This is a genomic window from Aeromicrobium sp. CnD17-E (genome assembly GCF_024124745.1).
In the GTDB taxonomy this organism is placed as follows: Bacteria; Actinomycetota; Actinomycetes; order Propionibacteriales; family Nocardioidaceae; genus Aeromicrobium.
Genome location: NZ_JAMXRU010000032.1, coordinates 1 through 18,739, shown reverse-complemented (window position 1 = coordinate 18,739; position 18,739 = coordinate 1). Strand labels below are relative to the sequence as shown.

Genomic DNA, 18,739 nt, shown 5'->3' with positions numbered 1-18,739 from the left:
CATGCCCTACGCTCGGCACGTCGACCACCACGGAAGCCGGTGGGAGTCCGGCGCAGTAGCGCTACTGTGACGTCACCCCAGCAGCACCGGGGCGACGGAGCCAGACCCTGGTCGTCGACAGCCCTCCATCCACGGGACGCACTCATCCCTCAGGAAAGGCCTGCCATGTCGCAGCTGAACCCCTCCGTCGACACCTCCGCGGTGCCGGTCGTCTCCATCCCGGTCCGCGAGCTCGCCCCCTGGGCGCTGTTCATCGCGCTCCTCGCCCTCGTGGCGCTCTACTTCGTCGGCGCCGAGCAGGGCGCGACCTCCCTCATCTCCGGCACCGGCGTGCACGAGTGGGTCCACGACGGACGCCACCTGCTGGGCTTCCCCTGCCACTGACGGGCACCGCGACCGACCGGGCCTGAGCCTGGCCGGCCCTGCCCGCGGGACCCGCCCTCCGGGTCACCGCCCCGAGCCCGCGACGACACCGCGGGCTCCCTGTCGTCGAACCGCGGCCCGAGCGACCCGTCACCACGACGGGCCGTGTCGCGCTGCTCCCGCTCGGGAAGGACCCGACCCATGAGCACCACCCGCACACCGCACCTCACCGCCCGCACCTTCCTCGTCCACGGCCTGCTCGCCGGGCTGCTCGGCGGCGTGCTGGCCTTCGCCGCCGCCTCCGTGGTCGGCGAGCCGCCCATCGACCGCGCGATCGCCCTCGAGGAGTCGGGCGGCGCCGCCGCCGACACGGGCCACTCCCACGAGGAGGGCGCGCACTCCCACGAGGAGTCCGGCGGTCACTCCCACGGCGACGACGACGCCGCGATCAGCCGCGGGGAGCAGGCCGGGCCCGGCCTCGCGACCGCCACGATCATCGTGGGCCTCGTCGCCGGCGGGGTCGTCGGCATCGCCTCCGCCTTCGCCGTCGGACGCCTGGGCGGTCTCGGCCCCGTGGCCTCCACCGCCGTCGTGGTGCTGCTCGCGTACCTGGCGTACACGGTCGTGCCCTGGCTGAAGTACCCGCCGAACCCGCCGGCGGTCGGCTCGGCCGACACGATCGGCGAGCGCACCGCCCTGTACTTCAGCTTCGTCGCCGTGTCGTTGCTGGCGGTGGTCGCCGCCGTCCTCCTCGCACGCGCCCTCCTGGCCCGCGGCCCGTGGGTCGCGGTCGTCGCCGGGGCCGCCCTGTACCTCGCCGTGGTCGGCGTCGCCGGCCTCGTCCTCGCCCCGATCGACGAGGTCCCGGACAGCTTCCCGGCCACCACCCTCTACGCCTTCCGCATCGGCTCGCTCGCCACGAGCACGGCCCTCTGGGCCGGGGTCGCCCTGGCCCTCACCGGGCTCACCGCCCGCACCTGGCGTGCCCACCAGGCCGACGTCGAGCGCCGGGCGGCCGCCGCCGCGCTCTGACCTCGTCCGCGAACGCCGCCTCCCCACGACCCCGGGGAGGCGGCGTTCTCATGAACCCAAGATGTAGGGGTTACATTCGTGTAGTTCCCCGTATATGGTGGCTCGTGCAGCTGGTTCGGCCCGTCAGCCAGACGGGTCGTCGCAAGAGGGAATCCGGTGAGAGACCGGAACTGCCCCGCAGCGGTGAGTGGGAACGAACGGTGTCATCAGCACTGGGTCCCTGCAGCGATGCAGGCCTGGGAAGCGACACCCAGTAGGCGGCAGCGATGCCTGGCCCGCGAGTCCGAAGACCTGCCAGTGCTCCACCGCCACCGGTGGAGGTCCGCGACCTCGTGGGAAGGTCCAAGGATCAGACGACGTCGTGGCACCTAGACGACCCGTCCTCCTCTCCCCGCGTGCCCGCGGACTGCGTCAGTCACGACGAGTTCACGAGGGGTGAACCGATGACCATCACCGTCATCAAGCGCGACGGCAGCCGAGCGGACTACGACGGCTACGAGATCGCGAAGTCCATCGAGGAGGCCGCCACCGGCCTGCCCGACCAGGTCTCCCGGGCGACGCAGCTGCGCGCCGAGCTGGAGATCACGCTGTTCGACGGGATCAGCAGCGAGCAGCTCGACGAGGCCGTCATCGGCGTCGCGCTGCAGAACGTCAAGGACGACCCGGCCTTCGACACGATCGCCTCGCGGCTGCTCGTCAAGACGCTCTACAAGAAGATCTTCGGCGAGGGCGTCACGCGCGAGGAGGTGTACGCCTTCCACGGGCCGGCGTTCGTCCGCGCGATCCTGCGCGGCGTCGAGCTGGGGCTGCTCGACGCGCGGCTCGCCGAGGTCTTCGACCTCGAGCGGCTCGGGTCCGCGCTCGACCCCGACCGCGACGACCTGCTGCGCTACGTCGGCGCGCAGACCATGCGCAACCGCTACATGATCACCGAGCCCGACGGCACGCCGCTGGAGGTGCCGCAGTTCTTTTGGATGCGCGTGGCGATGGGCCTCGCGCTGAACGAGGAGGACGCCACGTCGGCCGCGCTGTCGTTCTACGACAAGATGTCGCGGCTGGAGTACCTCGCCGCCGGCTCCACGCTGGTCAACGCGGGCACGTCGTACAGCCAGCTCTCCAACTGCTTCGTCATGCAGATGGAGGACGACATCGAGCACATCGCCAAGAGCGTCCGCGACGTCATGTGGCTGACGAAGGGCACCGGCGGGATCGGTCTCTCGGTCACGCAGCTGCGTGCCGAGGGCTCCCCCATCCGCTCGAACAACACGACCTCGACCGGTCCCATCCCGTTCATGCACACCATCGACTCGACGTTGCGCGCCGTGAGCCGGGGCGGCAAGAAGTTCGGCGCCCTGTGCTTCTACATGGAGAACTGGCACCTCGACTTCGGCCAGTTCCTCGACCTGCGGCAGAACTCCGGCGACCCCTACCGACGCACGCGCACGGCCAACACCGCCGTCTGGATCTCCGACGAGTTCATGAAGCGGGTCGAGGCCGACGCCGACTGGTACCTGTTCGACCCGCTCGAGGTCGGCGACCTGCCGGAGCTGTTCGGCCAGGCGTTCAGCCGCCGCTACGCCGAGTACGCGGCGCAGGCCGAGCGCGGCGAGATCCGGCACAAGAAGCTGAAGGCCCGCGAGCAGTTCCGCGCCATCCTCACGACGTTGCAGACGACGTCGCACCCGTGGCTCACCTGGAAGGACACGGTCAACACCCGTGCCCTCAACCAGAACACCGGCACGATCCACCTGTCGAACCTGTGCACCGAGATCTGCCTGCCGCAGGACCGCGAGAACATCAGCGTCTGCAACCTGGCGTCGATCAACCTCTCCCGGCACGTGGTCGGACGCCGCGGCGACGCACGCGTCGACTGGGACCGGCTCGCGGAGTCCACGCGGCTCGCCGTCCGCCAGCTCGACAACCTCATCGACATCACGATCAGCTCGGTGCCGGAGTCGGAGCGCTCGAACGAGGAGAACCGCGCCCTCGGTCTCGGCGTCATGGGCTTCACCGACGTCGTGGAGCGGTTCGGCTGGTCCTACGAGAGCGAGCGCGCCTACGACCTCATGGACGAGGTCATGGAGTTCGTCAGCTGGCACGCGATCGACGCCTCCGCCGACCTCGCCCGCGAGCGCGGCGCGTACCCGAACTTCGCCGGGTCGCGCTGGAGCCAGGGCATGGTCCCGTTCGACTCCCTCGACCTGCTCGAGGCCGACCGCGGGGTGCCCGTCGACGTCACGCGTCGCTCCCGCCTGGACTGGGACGCGCTGCGCGCCAAGGTCGCGGGCGGTGTCCGCAACTCCACCCTGATGGCCATCGCGCCCACCGCCTCGATCGGCCTCGTCGCCGGCACCACCCCCGGGCTGGACCCGCAGTTCAGCCAGATCTTCAGCCGGGCGACCGCGGCGGGCAAGTTCCTCGAGGTCAACCGCAACCTCGTCGAGGACCTGCGCGAGCGGGGCCTGTGGGAGACGCTGCGCGAGGACCTGCTGCGCCACCAGGGCGACCTGTCCAAGGTCGAGGGGGCGCCAGCCGACCTGGTCGAGATCTACCGGACCAGCTTCCAGCTGTCGCCGTACGCGTTCCTCGAGGTGGCGGCCCGCGCGCAGAAGTGGATCGACCAGGCGATCAGCCGCAACATCTACCTCGCCAGCCGCGACGTCGGCGACATGGTCGACCTCTACACGGCCGCGTGGCGCAGGGGCGTCAAGACGACCTACTACCTGCACATGATGCCGCGGCACACCGCCGAGCAGAGCACCGTCAAGGTGAACAAGGCCGAGGCCGTCGCCCCGCAGGGCGCGACGACGTCGGGCGGCCGGGGCTTCGGCGCCCGCCGCGGGTTCGGCGCCGCGACCGCCGCCCCGGCCCCGACCACCCCCGTCGTCGAGGAGCCGACGCCCGTCGTCCCCGACGCGGTCCAGGAGCTCGACGTCGTCGACGGGTCCGCCTGCCCGATCGACCCGCAGGAGCGCCTGCAGTGCGAGTCCTGCCAGTGACGATGGACCCGCTGGTCGAGTAGTCCGTCCCGTGAGGCACGAACAGGGACGGACGTATCGAGACCACTCGGCGGCCGTCGCGCGAGCCAGCTCCGCGACGGCCGCCTCACCACCCCGACCCCAGAGAGCGAGAACCCCCCCCATGCCCATCCTCGGCACCGGCATCCAGGAAGGCCTGCTGCTCAAGCCCGTCACCTACCCGTGGGCGATGGAGCTGTACGACCAGGCCGTCGCCAACACCTGGTTCCCCAACGAGGTCCAGCTCGGTGAGGACCTCGCCGACTTCGAGCGCATGAGCGACGACGAGCGCCACGCGCTCACCTTCCTCATGAGCTACTTCAACCCCAACGAGCTGCTCGTCAACAAGGCGCTCGCGTTCGGCGTGTACCCCTACGTCAACGCGGCCGAGTGCCACCTCTACCTCGCCAAGCAGATGTGGGAGGAGGCCAACCACTGCATGAGCTTCGAGTACGTGCTCGAGACGTTCCCCATCGACCGGGTCGCGGCCTACGAGTCGCACGTGAACGTCCCGTCGATGGCCGCCAAGGAGGCCTTCGAGGTGCGCTTCATCCAGCGGATGACCGAGCAGACCCTCGACATCACGACCACCACGGGCAAGCAGGACTTCGTCCGCAACCTCGTGGCGTACAACGTGATCCTCGAGGGGATCTGGTTCTACTCCGGCTTCATGGTGGCGCTGAGCTTCCGGCAGCGGAACCTGCTGCGCAACTTCGGCTCCCTCGTCGACTGGATCGTGCGCGACGAGAGCCTGCACCTGAAGTTCGGCATCAACCTGATCCTCACGGTGCTCGACGAGAACCCCGAGATCGCCACCGAGGAGTTCGCGGCGGAGATCCGGCAGATGGTCCTCGACGCGGTGGCCATGGAGGAGGCCTACAACCGCGACCTGCTGCCGCACGGGATCCTCGGGCTCAACGCCGACTACATCAACACCTACGTCCGCTACCTCGCCGACCGCCGCCTGGAGGAGCTCGGCTTCGAGCCGCACTACGGCGTGGCGAACCCGGCCAAGTGGATGGCGACGGCCAACGACACCCTGCAGCTCGTCAACTTCTTCGAGTCGATCAACACCTCCTACGAGGTCAACGCCCGCGCGGGCTCCTGAGCAGGGAGGGCGAGCATGTCGTGCGTGGGGTTCTTCACCGCCGAGCAGCTGGCACGGGTGCGCGCCGCGGGCGACGACCCCCGCCCGGTGTCGACGTTCCGGTCGCCCGAGGCGTCGGCGTCGAAGCGGCGGCGGGTGGCCGAGATGGCCACGTCGCCCGACCCGCTGGTGCGGGCCGCGGCGGCGGGTTCGTCGCTGGCGTCGACGGGGGTGCTGCAGCGGCTGTCGGTCGACCCCGACCTGGGCGTGCGCAGCGCCGTCGCGCGTCAGCCCGCGACGCCGCCGGACCTGCTCGACCGGCTCGCGACCGACGCGCACGAGACGGTCCGCGGATGGGTGGCCGCGAACCCGGCCGCCTCGCCCGACCTGCTCGCTCGGCTCTGCGCCGACTCCTCCCCGACGGTGCGGTCGGTGGCGGCCTGGGCCCAGCACTGGTGAGGGTGGTGCGGGTGACGGTCGCGGCGACCCTGCTCCGTGGGCGCCCCTCGCGTCGGCGCGAGCACGGCACCGCGGGTAGCCTCCCGTGCATGTCCCGAGCCCTCACCGTCAGCGACACCGTCGTGGTCGGCGTCGAGCCCGACGTCGTCTACGCCGCCCTCAGCGACGTGCGACAGATGGGCCGCTGGAGCCCGGAGAACACGGGCGCGGAGCTGGCGGAGCCGGGCGCGCCGATCGGGGTCGGCACCGTGTTCGTGGGCACCAACCGCCGCGGCCGCGCCCGCTGGAGCACCCGCTGCGTCGTGACGGCGGCCGACCCGGGCCGACGCTTCGCGTTCGACGTGCGCGCCTGGGGTCCGGGCCGACGTCTGCTGCCGGTGCGGGTGGCGTCGTGGGAGTACACGTTCGAGCCCGCCGTGGGCGGCACGCTCGTGACCGAGACGTGGCTCGACGGTCGCACCGGCTGGCCCGACTGGACGGCGTCGGTGTTCGACCGGGTGGCCACGGGGCGCGACTCCTTCGCGACCTTCCAGCGGGGCAACATCCGTCGCACGCTCGACCGGCTCAAGCGTGAGCTCGAGTGGGAACGCGCCCGGGACCAGGCCCCCCAGGACCGCACCGACGACGCGTCATGAGCCGTCGCCATGCCTGAGATCGACCGCCTCGGCGAGTTCTTCGCCGTCGAGCGGACCGTCGAGGGCGACGGCTGGCGGCCGCTGGCCGACCTCGTCGAGGGCACCTACCTGCACACCCGCGTGGTGGCGACGCACCTCGCGCTGGCGTCGCGGGTCGACGCCGCGACCCCGCCGGGGGTGCCGGACGACGGGCGGTCGACGGTGGAGCCGCGCGTGGCAGCCTCCGTCGCCTCGCTCGGTCTCTTCGCGCGCCTGCTGTCGCCGACCGTGGGTGCGATGCTCCTCGACGTCGACGCACCGGCCGACGTGCACTGGCGCGAGCAGCCGACCGGCACCCTCCCGCTCGCCGCCGGTGCGTGGTCGCCGCCCGACCTCGACACCGTGCTGTCCGAGGTCGTGGCGCCGCTCGCCGCTCGCCTGCGCACGGAGCACTCGGTCTCGGAGCGGGTGCTGGCCGGCAACGCGACCTCGGCCGTGTTCGGGGCGCTGCGCATGGCCACCCTCGCCCGGCCCGACCTCGCCGACCGGGCGCTCGACGTCGGCGCCCAGGCGCTCGCTCACCCCTACCTCGTGGGCACGGGCGAGCCCGACCTGCCGTTCCGGCGCCGCTCCTGCTGCCTCTTCTACCGGATCCCCGGCGGCGGCACCTGCGGCGACTGCGTGCTCAGTAGTGGTAGCGGGCCTGCAGGATGACGATCTCGTCGTCGGCGACCAGGTAGACGAGTCGGTGCTCCTGGTCGATGCGGCGCGACCAGGCGTTCGCAACGCCGTACTTCAGGGGTTCGGGCTTGCCGATGCCGGAGAACGGATCCCGCACGGCGTCCTCGATGAGCCGGTTGACCCGCTTCAGGATCTTGCGGTCGGTGACCTGCCAGGACACGTAGTCCTCCCAGCCCTGAGGCGTGAAGGAGATCAATCCACCAGCCCGTGCCGCTCGACGTCTCCGCCGCGGGCGGCGTCGGCGGCGTCGAGCAGCCGACGCGCGTTCGCGGGCGAGCGGAACAGGTAGGCCGTCTCGACCCACGCGTCGTAGTCCTCGGTCGCCATGACGGTGACCGATCCGTGCTTCGACGTGACCTCGACCGGCACGCGGTCCTCGTTGATCGTCTTGATGAGCGGGAAGAGCTCCCGCCGCGCCTCGCTCGCCGTGATCGCCATGACGCCTCCTCGAGTGGTACGAGAAAGCGTACCACTCGACGACGACGTCAGCCGTCGTCGTCGTCCACCGATAGGGGGTTCGGGCGGTCGGCCGACTAGGCTGACCGGGACCCGTCGCCGCGGGTCGGGGAAGCCGGTGCGAGTCCGGCGCGGTTCCGCCACTGTGACGCCTGCGCGCAGGTACAGCCAGACACCCTTCGCGGCGACTCCCGCCGTACGGGGCGAGAACCCCGAGGAGGAACCCCGATGACCCGCATCGCGCTGCTCTCGACGTCCGACACCGACCTGCTCTCGGCCCGCGCCAGCGGCGCCGACTACGTGTACGCGAACCCCGCCAAGCCGGGCCACACCGACATGGCCGCGGCCATCGAGGCGGCCGACCTCGTCGTCGCCCGCATCCTCGGGTCGCCGCAGGACCTGTGCCCCGGCTTCGCGCGGATCCGCGCCACCGGCAAGCCGATGGTCGTGCTCGGTGGCGAGCAGTCACCCAGCGCCGAGCTGATGGAGCAGTCGACCGTGCCGATCGGCGTGTGCGCCGACGCCCACGTGTACCTCGCGGAGGGCGGGCCGGAGAACCTCGCCCAGCTGCACGCCTTCCTCTCCGACACCGTCCTGCTGACGGGCGAGGGCTTCGAGCCGCCGAAGGTGCTGCCGGAGTGGGGCCTGGCGCCCCGCCCGCAGGGCGCCGACGCCGCGGAGAACGCGGGCAAGGCCCGCATCGGCGTCCTCTACTACCGCGCCCACGAGGCGAGCGGCAACAGCGGCTTCGCGCACGCGCTGGCCGACGCCGTCGACGCCACGGGCGACGCCGTCGGCGTCCCGATCTTCAGCTCGTCGCTGCGCGCCGCGCCCGACGCGCTCTTCGAGGAGATGGCGAGCCTCGACGCGCTGATCGTCACCGTCCTCGCAGCCGGCGGCACCAAGCCCGGCACCGTGAGCGCCGGCGGCGACGACGAGTCGTGGGACGTCGCGCGGCTCAAGGCCCTCGACATCCCGATCCTGCAGGGCCTCAGCCTCACGTCGAGCCGCGCCGAGTGGGAGGCCTCCGACGACGGCGTCTCGCCGCTGGACTCCGCCAACCAGATCGCGATCCCCGAGTTCGACGGGCGCATCATCACCGCCCCGTTCTCGTTCAAGGAGGTCGACGAGGACGGCCTGCCGCGCTACGTCGCCGACCCCGAGCGCAGCGCCCGCGTGGCCGGCATCGCCGCCGCCCACGCCCGCCTGCGCCACACGCCGCCGGCCGAGCGCAAGGTCGTGCTCATGCTGTCGGCGTACCCCACGAAGCACAGCCGCGTGGGCAATGCCGTCGGCCTCGACACCCCCGCATCGACCATCCGCCTGCTGCGCGCCATGCGCGACGCCGGCTACGACCTCGGCGCCCCGGGCGAGATCCCCGGCCTCGAGCACGACGACCTCACCGAGGCCGGCGACGCCCTCATCCACGCGCTCATCGACGCCGGCGGCCAGGACGAGGAGTGGCTCACCCACACGCAGCTCACCGAGAGCCACGTGCGCATCCCTGCCGCCCGCTACACCGAGTGGTTCGAGCGCTTCCACCCCGACCTGCGCGACGCGATGCTCGAGGCGTGGGGTCCCGCGCCCGGCAGGCTCTTCGTGAACGACGACAGCGAGATCGTCCTCGCCACCATCCGCGCCGGGAACGTCGTGCTGATGATCCAGCCGCCCCGCGGCTACGGCGAGAACCCCGTCGCGATCTACCACGACCCCGACATGGCGCCCTCGCACCACTACCTCGCCGCCTACCGCTGGGTGGAAGAGGAGTTCGGTGCACACGCCGTCGTCCACCTCGGCAAGCACGGCTCGATGGAGTGGCTGCCGGGCAAGAACGCGGCGCTGTCGGCGTCGTGCGGCACCGACGCCGCCATCGGCAACCTGCCGCTGATCTACCCGTTCCTCGTCAACGACCCGGGCGAGGGCGCGCAGGCCAAGCGTCGCGCGCACGCGACCATCGTCGACCACCTGATCCCGCCGATGGCACGCGCCGAGAGCTACGGCGACATCGCCAAGCTCGAGCAGCTGCTCGACGAGTACGCGAACATCGGCGCGATGGACCCGGCCAAGCTGCCCGCGATCCGCGAGCAGATCTGGACCCACATGCGGGCCGCCGAGATGCACCGCGACCTCGGCCTCGACGACCAGCCCGACGACGAGGGCTTCGACGACTTCATCTTCCACGTCGACGGCTGGCTCTGCGAGATCAAGGACGCCCAGATCCGCGACGGCCTCCACGTGCTCGGGCAGGCGCCGGGCGGCGAGGCGCGCGTGAACCTCGTGCTCTCGATCCTGCGGGCCGCGCAGATCTGGGGCGGCGAGACCGGCGCCGTGCCCGGCCTGCGCGCCGCGCTCGGGCTCAAGGGCGACACCGACGACGGCGAGGACCGCGAGTCGCTGCAGCGCATCGACGCCGTCGAGGAGCAGGCGCGCGCCCTCGTGCAGGGCATGGAGGACGCCGGCTGGGACACCGCCGCCGTCGAGGGCCTGCACGACGACCCGGTGGTCCGCGACGTGCTGCGCTTCGCCGCCGAGCAGGTCGTGCCGCGCCTCGCGCAGACCACCGACGAGCTCGACCACGTGCTGCACGCGCTCGAGGGCGGCTTCATCCCCGCCGGCCCGTCGGGCTCGCCGCTGCGCGGCCTGGTCAACGTGCTGCCCACCGGCCGCAACTTCTACACCGTCGACCCGAAGGCCGTGCCGTCGCGGCTGGCCTGGGAGACCGGCCGCGCGATGGCCGACTCCCTGCTCGACAAGCACCTGTCCGACACCGGCGAGTACCCGCGCTCCGTCGGCCTGTCGGTGTGGGGCACCTCGGCCATGCGCACGTCGGGCGACGACGTCGCCGAGGTGCTGGCGCTCATCGGCGTCGAGCCCGAGTGGGACCCTGCCTCGCGCCGCGTCAACGGCCTGCGCGTCGTGCCGCTGGAGGAGCTCGGGCGCCCCCGCATCGACGTCACGGTCCGCATCTCCGGCTTCTTCCGCGACGCGTTCCCGCACGTCATCGGCATCCTCGACGACGCCATCCGCCAGGTGGCCGAGCTCGACGAGCCCCTGGAGCAGAACTACGTCCGCGCGCACACCGAGGCCGACCTCGCCGAGCACGGCGACCAGCGTCGCGCCACCACCCGCATCTACGGCTCCAAGCCGGGCTCCTACGGCGCGGGCATCCTGCAGGTCATCGAGGCCGGCAACTGGAAGACCGACGACGACCTCGCCGAGGTCTACACGGCGTGGGGCGGCTTCGCCTACGGCCGCGACCTCGACGGCCGTCCGGCGGCGGAGGACATGCGCGCCAACTACCGGCGCATCGCGGTGGCGGCGAAGAACATCGACACCCGCGAGCACGACATCGCCGACTCCGACGACTACTTCCAGTACCACGGCGGCATGGTCGCGACGGTCCGTGCGCTCACCGGCGCCGAGCCGAAGGCCTACGTCGGCGACTCGACCACGCCCGACGCGGTGCGCACCCGCACGCTGCAGGAGGAGACGACGCGCGTCTTCCGCGCCCGTGTGGTGAACCCGCGCTGGATCTCGGCCATGCAGCGCCACGGCTACAAGGGCGCGTTCGAGCTGGCGGCCACCGTCGACTACCTGTTCGGCTTCGACGCGACCGCGGGCGTCGTGCACGACTGGATGTACGAGAAGCTCGCCACCGAGTACGTCCTCGACGAGACCAACCAGGAGTTCATGCGCACGTCGAACCCGTGGGCGCTGCGCGGCATCGTCGAGCGGCTCGGCGAGGCGGCCGAGCGTGGTCTGTGGGCCGAGCCCGACCCGGAGGTCGTCGCGGCCATGCAGCAGGTGTACCTCGACCTCGAGGGCGACCTGGAGGACCGGCACGCGTGACCCGGCGGCTGACCCCGGCGGGGGTGCCGGGGCTCCATGACCGCGGGGGGCGGCGATTGACGCTCGTCGGGATCGGCCTCGGCCATCCCGACCACCTGACGCTGGAGGCGGTCCACACGCTGCAGTCGGCATCGGTGGCGCTGGTGACGGTGAAGCGGACGGGGGACCCGCTCGCCGCGCTGCGCCGCGAGCTGCTCGCGGTCCACGCCCCCGACCTGGAGGTCGTGGAGGTCGTCGACCCCGAGCGTGACCGGTCGGCAGCGTCGACGTCGACCACGTCGGGGTACGAGGGCGTCGTCGGCGACTGGCACGGGGCACGCGCCGCGGCGTGGGAGCGGGCACTGCTCGAGCACCCCGACGGCGACGCCGTCGTGCTCGTGTGGGGCGACCCGGCGTTCTACGACTCGACCATCCGGGTGGTGGAGCGGGTGCTCGCGCGGGGCGCGGTCGCGGTCGACTGGTCGGTGCTGCCGGGCATCTCGGCGCTGCAGCTGCTCGCCGCGCGGCACCGGGTCGTGCTGCACGAGGTCGGGCAGCCGGTGCACGTGACGACGGAGCGGCGTCTGCGCGAGGCGGTGGAGCAGGGGCAGCGCAACGTCGCCGTGTTCCTCACGTCCGGCACCGACCTGACCGGGCTCGACGACTGGCACGTCTGGTGGGGCGCCAACCTCGGCTCCCCGTCGGAGCGGCTCGTCGCGGGCCGGGTCGGCGACGTCGCCGAGGAGGTCGCGTCGGCGCGTGCGGCCGCGAAGGCCGAGGCCGGCTGGGTCATGGACCTCTTCCTCCTCCGCCTCCCCCCACCCCGCTGAGTGTGACGTTTGCGGGCCGGATCAACGCGATCTGGCCCGCAAACGTCACGCTCAGCGGGGTGGGGGGAGGGGTCAGGCCTCCTCGGTGTCGCGGGAGTCGGTGAGGGTGCTCGCGCCGTAGGCGGCGATCGACCCGGACACGACCGCGAGCACGAGGAAGACGATCCGCTCGCCGTGGAAGAACGAGGCGACGAGGTCCGGCGTCCAGGCTCCGGTCGGCAGCACCTGCATCACGAGCGTGGCGAGCAGCGTGCCCACGAGCGCCGTGCCGACGCTGGTGCCGAGCTCCTGCGCCGTGTCGTTCAGGGCTGCTCCGAGCGACGTCCGGTTGCCGGGCATCGCGCCGATCAGCGCGACCGCGCAGGTCATCATGACGGTGCGCAGGCCGACGACCATGACGACCATCGCGACGACGATCGCGGGGTACCCGTGCTCGACCGCGTACGCCATCGTGACCAGGCCGACCGCGAGCAGACCCGCGCCGACGAGGCAGGCGACGCGGTGCCCGAGGCGCGTGACCATCGACTCCGTCAGCGGGTTCGACAGCAACATCGTGACGATCATCGGCAGGCTCGCCAGGCCGGCACGGACCGGGCTCCAGCCGTAGGCGTACTGGAAGTGCAGGACGAGCGAGAACATCACGCCGGTCATCGCGACGGACGTGCCGAGCTGCGCGATCGTGGCCCCGCGGACGGTGCCGCGCCTGAAGACGTCGAGGTCGAGCATGGGCGACGCGGTGCGGCGCTCGTGGCGGACGAAGAGGACCGCGGCGGCCACCGACCCGAGCACGCAGGCGAGGGTGACGGCCGACAGCCAGCCGCGCTCGACGCCGCTGGTGAGGGCGTACGCGCCGAGGCCGATGGCGGCGACGCTGAGCGCCGCTCCGGGCAGGTCGAGCGTGTCGTCGGTGAGGTCGTCGGCGTGGTCCGCGGCGACGCCGACGCGCACGCCGATCCAGGCCACCAGCGCGATCGGGGCGTTCACGGCGAGCAGCCACTCCCAGCCCACGTGCTCCAGCGCGGTGCCACCGAGCACCGGTCCGAGCACGAAGCCCGCCATGCCGACCATCATCATGATCGGGAAGGCGCGACGTCGCAGGGCCTCGTCGTCGAAGAGGCGGAAGACGAGCGAGTTGGTGATGGGCGCCATCGCGGCGGCGCAGAGCCCGAGTGCGGCACGCAGGGCGATGAGCTCGGCTGTCGAGCCGACGAGCAGTGCGCCCAGGCTGATGGTGCCGAACGCGGCGAGGCCCACGAGGAGCACCCGGCGCCGCCCGAAGCGGTCGGCCACCGAGCCGGCGGTGAGCATGAGGCCGCCGAAGGTCAGGGCGTAGGCGCCCGTGACCCACTGCAGCGACGTCGTGGTGCCGTGCAGGTCGCGGCCGATGGTGGGCAGGGCGATCGACAGCAGCGTGTTGTCGACCATCTCGACGAAGAACGCGAGGCAGAGGGCGGTGAGGGGGATCCAGGCGGCGCGCAGCGAGGGGTAGGTGCGGGTCGTCGGAGTCGTGGTCGTGGTCGTCATGGGCCACCTCCGGAAGTCTCGAACAGCGTTCGACCATCGAACGCTGTTCGAGACGATAGAACATCGTTCGATAAGATGCAAGCGTGAGCCCTCGACGACCTGCTGCCGGCACGCCCCGCCAGCCGCGCCCACCGCGCCCGCCCGGTCCGCGACGTCAGCCGCCCCCGCGCAGCCGGACCACCCACTCGATGGAGTCGGTCCTCACCGAGGCGGTCGGGCTCCTCGACGAGGCGGGCGAGCCCGCGCTGACCTTCCGCGCCCTCGCGGCACGGCTGGGCGGCGGCGTGGCCAGCATCTACTGGTACGTCTCCAGCAAGGACGAGCTGCTCGAGCGCGCCGCCGACTTCGTCCTCGAGGGCGTCCTGGACGCCACGGACGGCTTCGTCGACGGCGACCCGGTCGACGACCTGCGCCGCACCGCGATCGCCCTCTTCGACGCCGTGGCCGACCGCCCGTGGCTCGGCGCCTACTTCATGCGCAACACCGGGTCGCAGCCCAACTCGCTGCGCTACTACGAGCGGGTCGGCCAGCACGTGCTCCGCCTGGGCCTGGACCCGCTCGAGACCTTCAACGCCGCGTCGGCCGTCGTCGGCTACGTCATCGGCATCGCGGCCGACCTCGGCCAGCAGCCGCCCGAGGAGGTCGTCGACGGCAGCACCACACGCTCGGACTACCTGGCCCGGACCGTGGCCGAGTGGCGCGAGCTCGACCCCGACGAGTGGCCGTTCCTGCACACGATCGTCGACGTCTTCGCCGACCACGACGACTCCGACCAGTTCCAGGCCGGCCTCGACCTCCTCCTCGCGGGCCTGCGCCTGCGAGCGGGCCGTGCGCAGGACTGAGGTTCGGCGAAACCCCGGACAGCGGCGCGCGGACCTGAGAGGCTCCGGGCATGACCGCCACCACCACGGCGCCGCGGACCCGCCGACGCACCGTCGTCGCGTCCGCTGCGGTCGCCGTCGTCGTCATCGCCCTGCTCGCCGCCGCTTCCCTGTCCTGGTGGTCGCGACCGGACGCGTTCGGCAGGTGGGACGAGTCGTACAGCTGGTCGGGCGAGACGCAGGTCGGCCGGACCATGAACGTCGGCCTGACGGCCGGGGCGGAGCCCGACGGGCCGATCACCACCCGTCGCATCCGCCCCGTGGTCCCGGTGAACACGGCCGACGCCGACATCGAGCTCGTCGTCTGCGCCCGGGGCGCCGGAGGCACCACGCTCGGCTCCAGCTCCGAACCCCTTCCCGACGCCGAGACCTGCCCCGAGGTCCGACCCCTCGACGATGCCGGTGACGTCGACTGGTCGTCCGAGACCGTCGTGGCGAGGGTGACACCGCGCCGGGCCGGCGTGGTGCAGCTGGCCGGCGTCGAGGTCACCTACACGCGGGACGCGAAGCATCTCTGGCAGTCCGGGTCCGAGCGCGCCGGTGGCGGATCGCGGCTGACGGTGCCATGAGCCGAGCACGACTCACCTGGCTGACGTGCGGCGTCCTCACGGTCGCCGAGTGCCCCTCCTTCCAGCCCCTGGCCGACCTCGACCTCGACGACGTCGACTGGACCGACGAGAGCCTGGTCGCACGGATCACTCCCCGACGACCGGGCGTGGTGCGCATCGAGGGTGTCGACGTCACGTACACGGACGACTGGAAGCACCTGTGGCGGACGGGCACCCAGCGCTTCGGCACCGACGTGGTCGTCCGCACGGGTTGATCGTCGAGATCACGCTCAGCGGGGGACGAGGTCGGCGACGGTCGTGCGCGCGAGGGTCGCCTCGGTGGCCCGCGCGACCTCGGCGTCGACCTGGGTGAGCCCGTCCTGGATGCTGCGCCCCACCGGGCAGCGGGGGCTGGGCAGGTGGATCGCCAGCACGGGCTCCTCCCCGCGCACCAGGCGCCAGACCGTGTCCAGACGGATGTCGGCGGGGTCGACCAGCAGCTGCCAGCCGCCGTGGGCGCCGGGCGTCGAGGCCAGGAGCCCCGCCTCGCGCAACGGCGCGAGCACGCGTCGGACGTGGACGGCCGTCACCTGCGTGCTGGCGGCCAGCTCGGTGGCGCCGACGAGACGGCCGGGCTGCGACCCGGGTCCGGCGCCAGCGCCCGCCAGGTACGTGAGCACGTGCACCGCGACGGCGAACTGGGTGCTCTGCGGACTGGCCATGACCCCAGTCTGGCACATCCGTCATCAGCGTGGTTATAGTTGTGTCAACCGCAATCACTCTGCACACGAATGAGGACGCCATGACCACCTACGCCATCACCGGAGCCTCCGGCCAGCTCGGCTCGCTCGCCGCCGACCTCCTGCTCCAGCAGGCCGACCCGTCCGACGTCGTCCTGCTCACCCGCTCCCCCGAGAAGCTCGACCGCCCCGGAGTCACGGTGCGCGCCGCCGACTTCGACGACCCGACCACGCTCGCCACCGCGTTCGAGGGCGTCGACGAGCTGCTCCTCGTCTCGACCGACGCCGTCGGCAGCCGCGTCGAGGGCCAGCGCCGCGCCGTCGAGGCCGCGAAGGCCGCCGGCGTGCGCCGCGTGCTCTACACCTCGGTCGTCGACCCCTCCGACGACAACCCCGCCGCCGTGACCCCCGACCACGTGGCCACCGAGCGTGACCTGCGCGAGAGCGGTCTGCGGTGGACGTTCCTGCGCAACAACCTCTACGCCGACATGCAGGCCGACACGATCGCGCAGGCCGCCGCGTCGGGCCAGCACGTCACCAACACCGGCGACGGCGGTGCCGCCTACGTGACCCGCGCCGACTGCGCCGCCGCCGCGGTCGCCGCGCTGCTGAGCACCGAGCTCGACGACGTCGCGCTCGACGTCACGGGGCCGCGCACGATCACGGCCGACGACGTCGCGGCGCTCGCCTCGCAGCGTCGTGGCGAGCCGGTCGAGGTCGTCCAGGTCGACGACGCCGCCTACGTGGCCGGGCTCGAGCAGGCCGGGCTGCCGACGCCGGTCGCCCACCTGCTCGCGTCGTTCGGCACGGCCATCCGCGAGGGTCGGCTCGCCGCCGTCTCCTCGGCCGTGGAGGACCTCACCGGGCGCCCCGCCACCCCGGTCGAGGACGTCGTCGCCTGACGCGCGACCGTGCGGCGCCGGGCTCAGGGGTCCACGGCGCCGCACGGCGGCGGGTCAGCAGGGCCGCGTGAACGTCTGCGCGCCCGTCTTCTCGTAGTTGAACGCGTGCCCGTTGAGGATGACCGGACGGATGACCGACCGTCCGTCCACCACCTGACGCTGCTCGTAGTGCAGGTGAGGTCCGCTGCTGTTGCCGGTGCTGCCGACGCGCCCGATCTGCGTGATCGGCGAGACCTGCTGCCCCACGGAGACGGTGATGCTGTCCTCCTGCAGGTGGGCGTAGAAGCTGCGCCAGCCGTTCCCGTGGTCGATCTCGACCGCGTGGCCGTAGCTCGTGAACTTCTTCGAGACGCCGATGACCTTGCCCGCGGCGCTGGCGAGCACGGGACGCCCCGCGTCGGACGTCCCGGCGATGTTGAAGTCCACCGCGAGACGGCTGGGCGAGTGGTCGGAGCGGGTCTTGGTCGGCCAGGCCTCGCCGCAGCGGAAGGGCACCTGCAGCGGTGGCCGGGCCTGCGACGCCGCCGCCTCGCTCGCGGTGGGTGCCGCGTCGGCGGCAGCCGCGAGCGAGCCGGCGAGCAGGGTCACGGGCGCAGCTGCTGCGACCGTCAGGGCGATCGTGCGTCGTCGGTCCATCAGTCCTCCTGGTGTCGTGGCGCGACCCCCGTCGCGCCGATGCCGAGAGCCTGCCGACGCGCCCTGCGATCACGCTCCGAGCCGTTCGCAGCGAGTTCGCAGCGGCCCTCGGCAGGCTGAGGCACGGCGCCGCCCGGCGTCGCCAGGCACCCACGAACCGAGGACACCTCATGAAGCGCACCCGTCTCGCCGCCGCTGCCCTCACCGCAGCGGCCCTCCTCGCCGGACCGGCCGTCGCCGGGTCCGCACAGGCCGACACCGCCGGCACCAGCTCGACGTCGTCCACCACGGCGATCTCCGCGAACCGCCAGGCCGTGGTGGAGCGCGCGATGTGGGCGCTCGGCAAGCCCCTGCCGTACATCGACCGCTACGGCACGAAGCGCAACAGCACGCCGGTGGAGAACCGCAACCTGTTCGAGTACGGCGGCAGCAACACCAACAAGAACCTGTTCAACAACTACAACGGCCACGAGTGGTGCGGGTACTTCGCCGCCTGGGCCTGGACCAACCGCCTCGTCCCGTCGAAGGACGACTTCCCCGCCATCCCGCGGTCCTACCCCGCATCGCAGAGCTGGGCGGACCAGACCGGTTCGCGGTTCAAGCCGTTCTCGGCGTCGTCGACGGCACGACCCCTGCCCGGCGACGTCCTGGTGTGGAGAAACAACAACGAGGGCGGCGGTCACGTCGGCGTGGTCGTCCAGGTCAACGGCAACAAGATCTACACCGTCGAGGGCAACGTCGGCGGCGACGAGATCGGCTACAAGTACTACCTCTGGGACGGCGACGGACCGACGATCAACAACAAGACGTTCCGCGGCTTCACGTCGGCGGAGTGAGGACGGGGGACGCGCCAGGGGGCGCTCCCCCAGCCTGAGCAGCCGCGGAGGCCTCCCGTTCCAGCCGGAGGGCCTCCGCGGCCTCCTCGCTGCGCCCGGCCTCGTCCAGCAGGACCGCGAGAGCGCGCCAGGCAGCGGCCGCGCTGAGCTGGCGTCCCAGGGCCGTCAGCTCGGTCACCGCGAGACGCAGCTCCGCCTCGGCCTCCGCCGCGCGACCCTCCAGACGCAGCGCCCCGGCCAGCGTG

General features: G+C 72.2%; 20 protein-coding genes and 2 riboswitches. Of the genes, 14 read left to right on the top strand and 6 right to left on the bottom strand.

The annotated features are described in order from the left end of the window. Positions 1-165: 165 nt before the first annotated feature. From NH339_RS08375 to NH339_RS08345, 7 genes are all read left to right on the top strand, one after another. Entirely contained in the window at positions 166-384 is a 219-nt protein-coding gene (locus NH339_RS08375; protein WP_253024320.1) for a CbtB domain-containing protein, read from the top strand. A 180-nt stretch (positions 385-564) separates the two neighbouring features. Then, complete coding sequence (locus NH339_RS08370; RefSeq protein ID WP_253024318.1) at positions 565-1,395, top strand: CbtA family protein; 831 nt, start codon at positions 565-567, stop codon at positions 1,393-1,395. 94 nt (positions 1,396-1,489) lie between these two features. Next, positions 1,490-1,709: riboswitch (cobalamin riboswitch) on the top strand. Between the two features lie 129 nt (positions 1,710-1,838). Beyond that, positions 1,839-4,394, top strand: a complete 2,556-nt coding sequence (locus NH339_RS08365; RefSeq protein WP_253024316.1) for a ribonucleoside-diphosphate reductase subunit alpha — start codon at positions 1,839-1,841, stop codon at positions 4,392-4,394. Positions 4,395-4,536: 142 nt separating this feature from the next. After that, positions 4,537-5,520, top strand: coding sequence for a ribonucleotide-diphosphate reductase subunit beta (locus tag NH339_RS08360; RefSeq protein WP_253024314.1), 984 nt, complete (start codon positions 4,537-4,539; stop codon positions 5,518-5,520). Positions 5,521-5,544: 24 nt separating this feature from the next. Continuing rightward, on the top strand, positions 5,545-5,958 hold the full coding sequence (locus NH339_RS08355; protein ID WP_253024312.1) for a hypothetical protein: 414 nt from the start codon (positions 5,545-5,547) through the stop codon (positions 5,956-5,958). Positions 5,959-6,047: 89 nt separating this feature from the next. After that, positions 6,048-6,593 carry an SRPBCC family protein gene (locus tag NH339_RS08350; RefSeq protein WP_253024310.1) on the top strand — a complete coding sequence of 182 codons (546 nt, stop codon included), beginning with the start codon at positions 6,048-6,050 and terminating at the stop codon, positions 6,591-6,593. 9 nt (positions 6,594-6,602) lie between these two features. Further along, entirely contained in the window at positions 6,603-7,286 is a 684-nt protein-coding gene (locus tag NH339_RS08345; protein WP_253024308.1) for a (2Fe-2S)-binding protein, read from the top strand. Here NH339_RS08345 and NH339_RS08340 read toward each other — a convergent pair. Both NH339_RS08340 and NH339_RS08335 read right to left on the bottom strand, forming a co-directional pair. Beyond that, positions 7,258-7,473 carry a Txe/YoeB family addiction module toxin gene (locus tag NH339_RS08340; RefSeq protein WP_308207049.1) on the bottom strand — a complete coding sequence of 72 codons (216 nt, stop codon included), beginning with the start codon at positions 7,471-7,473 and terminating at the stop codon, positions 7,258-7,260. The genes NH339_RS08345 and NH339_RS08340 overlap by 29 nt on opposite strands. A gap of 32 nt (positions 7,474-7,505) precedes the next feature. Beyond that, positions 7,506-7,751, bottom strand: coding sequence for a type II toxin-antitoxin system Phd/YefM family antitoxin (locus NH339_RS08335; RefSeq protein ID WP_253024304.1), 246 nt, complete (start codon positions 7,749-7,751; stop codon positions 7,506-7,508). Positions 7,752-7,877: 126 nt separating this feature from the next. Further along, a riboswitch (cobalamin riboswitch) is annotated at positions 7,878-7,947 on the top strand. 50 nt (positions 7,948-7,997) lie between these two features. On the opposite strand from NH339_RS08335, the gene cobN reads away from it, so the two are divergent. Continuing rightward, positions 7,998-11,618 (top strand): cobaltochelatase subunit CobN, encoded by a 3,621-nt coding sequence (gene cobN, locus NH339_RS08330; RefSeq protein WP_253024303.1) that lies wholly within the window; start codon positions 7,998-8,000, stop codon positions 11,616-11,618. Positions 11,619-11,674: 56 nt separating this feature from the next. Further along, on the top strand, positions 11,675-12,427 hold the full coding sequence (cobF, locus tag NH339_RS08325) for a precorrin-6A synthase (deacetylating) (RefSeq protein ID WP_253024302.1): 753 nt from the start codon (positions 11,675-11,677) through the stop codon (positions 12,425-12,427). A gap of 72 nt (positions 12,428-12,499) precedes the next feature. Here the strand turns inward: cobF and NH339_RS08320 are convergent, their stop codons facing one another. Then, positions 12,500-13,951 (bottom strand): MFS transporter, encoded by a 1,452-nt coding sequence (locus tag NH339_RS08320; RefSeq protein WP_253024301.1) that lies wholly within the window; start codon positions 13,949-13,951, stop codon positions 12,500-12,502. 83 nt (positions 13,952-14,034) lie between these two features. Between NH339_RS08320 and NH339_RS08315 the strand changes: the two genes are divergently transcribed. From NH339_RS08315 to NH339_RS08305, 3 genes are read left to right on the top strand one after another with little or no spacing between them, the layout of a single operon-like run. Beyond that, positions 14,035-14,793 (top strand): TetR/AcrR family transcriptional regulator, encoded by a 759-nt coding sequence (locus tag NH339_RS08315; RefSeq protein WP_253024300.1) that lies wholly within the window; start codon positions 14,035-14,037, stop codon positions 14,791-14,793. A gap of 50 nt (positions 14,794-14,843) precedes the next feature. Next, a complete protein-coding gene (locus NH339_RS08310; RefSeq protein WP_253024299.1) occupies positions 14,844-15,401 on the top strand; it encodes a hypothetical protein in 558 nt (185 codons plus the stop codon). Further along, the gene (locus NH339_RS08305) at positions 15,398-15,655 is read left to right on the top strand and encodes a hypothetical protein (protein WP_253024298.1); all 258 of its coding nucleotides are present in this window, start codon (positions 15,398-15,400) and stop codon (positions 15,653-15,655) included. Before NH339_RS08310 ends, NH339_RS08305 begins: the two co-directional genes overlap by 4 nt. A gap of 15 nt (positions 15,656-15,670) precedes the next feature. Here NH339_RS08305 and NH339_RS08300 read toward each other — a convergent pair whose 3' ends face one another. After that, positions 15,671-16,102, bottom strand: a complete 432-nt coding sequence (locus NH339_RS08300) for an Rrf2 family transcriptional regulator (protein ID WP_253024297.1) — start codon at positions 16,100-16,102, stop codon at positions 15,671-15,673. Between the two features lie 80 nt (positions 16,103-16,182). On the opposite strand from NH339_RS08300, the gene NH339_RS08295 reads away from it, so the two are divergent. Then, positions 16,183-17,022 (top strand): NAD(P)H-binding protein, encoded by an 840-nt coding sequence (locus NH339_RS08295; RefSeq protein ID WP_253024296.1) that lies wholly within the window; start codon positions 16,183-16,185, stop codon positions 17,020-17,022. Between the two features lie 54 nt (positions 17,023-17,076). On the opposite strand, the gene NH339_RS08290 is transcribed toward NH339_RS08295, so the two are convergent. Beyond that, the gene (locus NH339_RS08290) at positions 17,077-17,658 is read right to left on the bottom strand and encodes a M23 family metallopeptidase (RefSeq protein WP_253024295.1); all 582 of its coding nucleotides are present in this window, start codon (positions 17,656-17,658) and stop codon (positions 17,077-17,079) included. Positions 17,659-17,828: 170 nt separating this feature from the next. Between NH339_RS08290 and NH339_RS08285 the strand changes: the two genes are divergently transcribed. Beyond that, positions 17,829-18,494 (top strand): CHAP domain-containing protein, encoded by a 666-nt coding sequence (locus NH339_RS08285; protein WP_253024294.1) that lies wholly within the window; start codon positions 17,829-17,831, stop codon positions 18,492-18,494. On the opposite strand, the gene NH339_RS08280 is transcribed toward NH339_RS08285, so the two are convergent. Continuing rightward, positions 18,478-18,739: hypothetical protein (locus NH339_RS08280; protein WP_253024284.1), on the bottom strand; the 262-nt coding region annotated here is incomplete at its 5' end. The genes NH339_RS08285 and NH339_RS08280 overlap by 17 nt on opposite strands.

What these genes read in the sequence shown, in the direction of transcription:
- NH339_RS08335 (WP_253024304.1), bottom strand. Translation starts at nt 7,751, where the DNA reads ATGGCGATCACGGCGAGCGAGGCGCGGCGGGAGCTCTTCCCGCTCATC.
- NH339_RS08300 (WP_253024297.1), bottom strand. Translation starts at nt 16,102, where the DNA reads ATGGCCAGTCCGCAGAGCACCCAGTTCGCCGTCGCGGTGCACGTGCTC.
- NH339_RS08350 (WP_253024310.1), top strand. Translation starts at nt 6,048, where the DNA reads ATGTCCCGAGCCCTCACCGTCAGCGACACCGTCGTGGTCGGCGTCGAG.
- cobN (WP_253024303.1), top strand. Translation starts at nt 7,998, where the DNA reads ATGACCCGCATCGCGCTGCTCTCGACGTCCGACACCGACCTGCTCTCG.
- NH339_RS08365 (WP_253024316.1), top strand. Translation starts at nt 1,839, where the DNA reads ATGACCATCACCGTCATCAAGCGCGACGGCAGCCGAGCGGACTACGAC.
- NH339_RS08290 (WP_253024295.1), bottom strand. Translation starts at nt 17,658, where the DNA reads ATGGACCGACGACGCACGATCGCCCTGACGGTCGCAGCAGCTGCGCCC.
- NH339_RS08345 (WP_253024308.1), top strand. Translation starts at nt 6,603, where the DNA reads ATGCCTGAGATCGACCGCCTCGGCGAGTTCTTCGCCGTCGAGCGGACC.
- NH339_RS08320 (WP_253024301.1), bottom strand. Translation starts at nt 13,951, where the DNA reads ATGACGACCACGACCACGACTCCGACGACCCGCACCTACCCCTCGCTG.
- NH339_RS08360 (WP_253024314.1), top strand. Translation starts at nt 4,537, where the DNA reads ATGCCCATCCTCGGCACCGGCATCCAGGAAGGCCTGCTGCTCAAGCCC.
- NH339_RS08305 (WP_253024298.1), top strand. Translation starts at nt 15,398, where the DNA reads ATGAGCCGAGCACGACTCACCTGGCTGACGTGCGGCGTCCTCACGGTC.
- NH339_RS08375 (WP_253024320.1), top strand. Translation starts at nt 166, where the DNA reads ATGTCGCAGCTGAACCCCTCCGTCGACACCTCCGCGGTGCCGGTCGTC.
- NH339_RS08285 (WP_253024294.1), top strand. Translation starts at nt 17,829, where the DNA reads ATGAAGCGCACCCGTCTCGCCGCCGCTGCCCTCACCGCAGCGGCCCTC.
- NH339_RS08370 (WP_253024318.1), top strand. Translation starts at nt 565, where the DNA reads ATGAGCACCACCCGCACACCGCACCTCACCGCCCGCACCTTCCTCGTC.
- NH339_RS08310 (WP_253024299.1), top strand. Translation starts at nt 14,844, where the DNA reads ATGACCGCCACCACCACGGCGCCGCGGACCCGCCGACGCACCGTCGTC.
- NH339_RS08295 (WP_253024296.1), top strand. Translation starts at nt 16,183, where the DNA reads ATGACCACCTACGCCATCACCGGAGCCTCCGGCCAGCTCGGCTCGCTC.